The organism is Methylobacterium sp. B1 (assembly GCF_000333255.1).
In the GTDB taxonomy this organism is placed as follows: Bacteria; Pseudomonadota; Alphaproteobacteria; order Rhizobiales; family Beijerinckiaceae; genus Methylobacterium; species Methylobacterium fujisawaense.
Map to the genome: position 1 here is coordinate 1 of NZ_BACT01000762.1, position 3,705 is coordinate 3,705.

The 3,705-nt window shown below is 71.4% G+C and carries 4 protein-coding genes; 3 read left to right on the forward strand and 1 reads right to left on the reverse strand.

Going from position 1 to position 3,705, the window contains the following annotated elements; all coding sequences use genetic code 11:
- On the forward strand, window positions 1–534 hold a 534-nt coding region (locus tag I53_RS22280; RefSeq protein WP_043354802.1), incomplete at its 5' end, for an aldolase.
- Between the two features lie 7 nt (window positions 535–541).
- Here I53_RS22280 and I53_RS22285 read toward each other — a convergent pair.
- Entirely contained in the window at window positions 542–1,837 is a 1,296-nt protein-coding gene (locus I53_RS22285) for a lytic murein transglycosylase (RefSeq protein WP_043354804.1), read from the reverse strand.
- A gap of 134 nt (window positions 1,838–1,971) precedes the next feature.
- Between I53_RS22285 and I53_RS22290 the strand changes: the two genes are divergently transcribed.
- Window positions 1,972–2,466: an SRPBCC family protein gene (locus I53_RS22290; protein WP_043354806.1), complete on the forward strand. Its 495-nt coding sequence runs from the start codon at window positions 1,972–1,974 to the stop codon at window positions 2,464–2,466.
- Between the two features lie 139 nt (window positions 2,467–2,605).
- Window positions 2,606–3,705: pyruvate kinase (gene pyk / locus I53_RS22295; protein WP_085987697.1), on the forward strand; the 1,100-nt coding region annotated here is incomplete at its 3' end.

Below are 3,705 nucleotides of genomic sequence, written 5' to 3' on the forward strand. Positions count from 1 at the left end.
GGCAACGTCGTCGAGGGCGAAGGTCAGCCCGAGGCCACCGCCTTCCACATCCATGCCGAGTTGCACCGGCTGAAGCCCCGCGCCCGGGCGGCGTTCCACACCCACATGCCCTATTCGACGGCCCTCGCCATGCTGGAGGGCGAGCCGCTGCTATGGGCGGGCCAGACGGCCCTGCGCTTCTACGGCCGGATCGCCGTGGACGAGGATTACAACGGGCTGGCGCTCGACGCGTCCGAGGGCCGGCGGATCGCCGAGAGCGCCGGCGAGGCGGACGTGGTGTTCCTGAAGAACCACGGCGTGATGGTGCTGGGCGAGACCATCGCGGAGGCTTGGGACGATCTCTACTATCTGGAGCGCGCCGCGCAGGCGCAGGTCCTGGCCATGAGCACGGGGCGCACGCTCAAGACCGTGCCCGAGGCGATCGTCAAGCACGTGGCGGCCCAGGAGGCGGCGGGACGCGCCGAGAGTGCGCGGCTGCACCTGGAGAGCGTCAAGCGGGTGCTGGCCCGGGACGAGCCCGCCTTCCTGGCGTAGACGCCACTCAGGGCGTCGCCCGGACCCGGTCCAGCAGCGTGGCGTCGGCATAGCCGTCCGCCGGCAATCCGATCGACCCCTGGAAGGCGCGCAGCGCCGCCCGCGTCTTGGGGCCGATTTTGCCGTCGACCCCGCCGGTGGCGAAGCCGCGCTCCGTGAGCCGGGTCTGCAGATCGCGCCGCTCGTCGGCCGTGAGCGGCCGGTCGCCCCGCGGCCAGTCGTGCACCAGGCCCGGGTCGCCGCTCAGGCGATCCGACAGGAGCGCGACGGTGAGCGCGTAGGCCAGGGCCGTGTTGTAGCGCAGGATCACCGCGAAGTTCGGCTGCAGCAGGAAGGCGGGGCCGCGGATTCCGGCGGGCAGGATCAGGGTCGCCGCGGCCTCGTCCGGCATCGCGCGGTCACGCGCAGGCTTCACGCCGAGCGCCCGCCATGCCGCGATGGTGCGGACCGTCGTCTCGTCGGCGAGGGCCGCATCGAAATTCTCGGGCAGCGCCGCCTCGGCGCCCCAGCCCGCCCCGGGCTTCCAGCCGTGGGTGATGAGGTAATGAGCCGTCGACGCGAGCGCATCCGGCACCGAGGTCCAGATGTCGCGTCGTCCGTCGCCGTCGAAATCCACCGCCTCGCGCTGGTAGACGCTGGGCATGAACTGCGTGTGCCCCATGGCGCCGGCCCAGGATCCGGTGAGCCCCGCTTGCATCCGGTCGAGGGGCGCCTGGTTCCAGGCCAGGATCTGGAGCGCTGCCGTCAGTTCGTCGCGCCAGTAGGTGGCGCGATTGGGATCACTGCAGCCGAGCGTCGCCAGCGAGCGGACGACCGGCTTCACCACTGCCGCGTTTTCGAGCACCGCGCCGTAGCTCGATTCCACGCCCCAGAACGCCACCAGGATGTGGCGGTCGACCCCGTACCGGGCCTCGATGGCCGCGAGCGTGTCGGCGTGCTCGGCGAGCTTGCGCTGACCGGCCTCGATGCGGGCCGGCGTGACGCTGGCCTCGATGTAGTCCCAGATCGGCCGGACGAACTCCCCCTGGCTCTGCGTTGCGGCGAGCACGTCCGGATCGGGCGTCAGGGTGGCGAGCTGCGCCTCGGCGAGGCTCTGCGGCACGGCCCGCGCCGTGACCCAGGCGATCAGATCGGCCCGGCAGGTCTCGAAGGGCTGGGGCGTGGCCGGCGGGAATTGGTCCGGCCCCGCGGCGGCGAGCGTCGGCGCCACCAGACCGATCAGAAGTGAGGCTCCGGTCGTCAGGACCGTCCGCAGGGGGCCGCTCCAGGTCGCGGGCCGCATCGGCGCAGCGCGATCGTCCATGGGCATCTCCGGTGATCCAGATGCGCGCGACGTAGCACACCGAGCCCGCGACGGCACCTTCAACGGGGACTCGCCGCGACGGCGGCTCCGCCCCAAGTCGCGTCACGTCAGCCCGAACGCCAGGAGACCGAACCGTGCAACGTGCTTATCTCACGGCGATCGGTGCGGCCCTTCTGGCCGCCGGACCAGCCAGTGCCCTGGAAGTCACCCGCAGCCGCGACATCCCGGCCCCGCCGGCTGCCTTCTGGGCCCTGATCGGCGATTTCTGCGCGATCCAGAACTGGCACCCGCAGGTCCAGCGCTGCATCCTGTCGGGCGAGGACGACGACGACGGCATCCGCGCGCAGATCCGCGGCCTCGTCGTCAAGGGCGGCCTGGGCACGATCGCGGAAGTCGAGACCGCGCGCGACGAGACAGGCATGAGCTACAGCTACAGCTTCATCCAGGGCCCCCTGCCGGTGCGCGCCTACAACGCGACACTGGCGGTCCGCCCCAACGGTGAAGGGTCCACGGTGATCTGGAGCGCGACCTTCGACGCCGAGGGCATGAGCGACGCCGACGCGGTCGCCGACATCACCGGCGTGTTCGACGCCGGGCTTGCCGGGATCGCCCGGGAGACAGCCAGATAGGCGCCGGCCGAATCAGTCCGCCGCGCCAAACATCGCCTGGCCGGAGCCGCGGCGGTGCCGGGCACTGTTATGTGCGGCGGCGGCGCGACCGAGCGCCCGGCTCGATTCCCAGAGACAGCCCCAGGAGGGCGAGACCCGCATGCGCCGTCACCGCCACGCCAAGATCGTCGCCACCGTCGGTCCCGCCAGCTCCACGCCGGACCAGCTCCGCGCCCTGTTCCTCGCCGGCGTCGACACGTTCCGGTTGAACTTCAGCCACGGCGTCCAGGCGGATCACGCCAAGGTCCACGCGGCGATCCGCGACCTGGAGAAGGAGGTGGGCCGGCCGATCGGCATCCTGCAGGATCTCCAGGGACCGAAGATCCGGATCGGCACGCTTCAGGGCGGCCGGCTCGATCTTCAGGCCGGGGAGACGGTGCGCTTCGTCCTTGAGGGCGCCGACGGTGACAAGCAGGCGATCCCGCTGCACCACCCGGAGATCTTCGACGCCGTCGTGCCGGGCCAGGAACTCCTCATCGACGACGGGCGGGTGCGGGTGCGGGTCACAGGGCCCGAGCGGACTTCCATCACCGCCGAGGTGATCACCGGCGGACCGATCTCGAACCGCAAGGGCGTGAACCTGCCGGGCACCCTGCTGGATCTCTCGCCGCTCACCGAGAAGGACCGGGCCGACCTCGCCTTCGGGCTGGATCTCGGCGTCGACTGGGTCGCCCTGTCCTTCGTTCAGAAGCCCTCCGACGTGATCGAGGCGCGGGGCATCATCGGCGACCGCGCCGGCATCATGTCGAAGATCGAGAAGCCGCAGGCGCTGGACCGGATCGACGACATCATCCGGCTCTCCGATGCCGTGATGGTTGCCCGCGGCGATCTCGGTGTCGAGATCCCGCACGAGGATGTGCCGGCGCGCCAGAAGGAGCTGATCCGAGCCTGCCGGCTGGCCGTGAAGCCCGTGGTCGTGGCGACCCAGATGCTCGACTCCATGGTCAACGCCCCGGCGCCGACCCGGGCCGAGGCGTCGGACGTCGCCACCGCCATCTATGACGGCGCCGACGCGGTGATGCTCTCGGCGGAATCGGCGACCGGCCGCTACCCGGTCGAGGCGGTGGCGATGATGGACCGGATCGCCCAGCCGCGGCTCGCGCGCAGGCGCTGCCAACCCGAGCGGATCCGGACAGCGACTGGCGCCGGCTCTGTCAGTGCGGAATGCGCCATGGTCTCGCCTCCGGCAGCCGCGTTCAG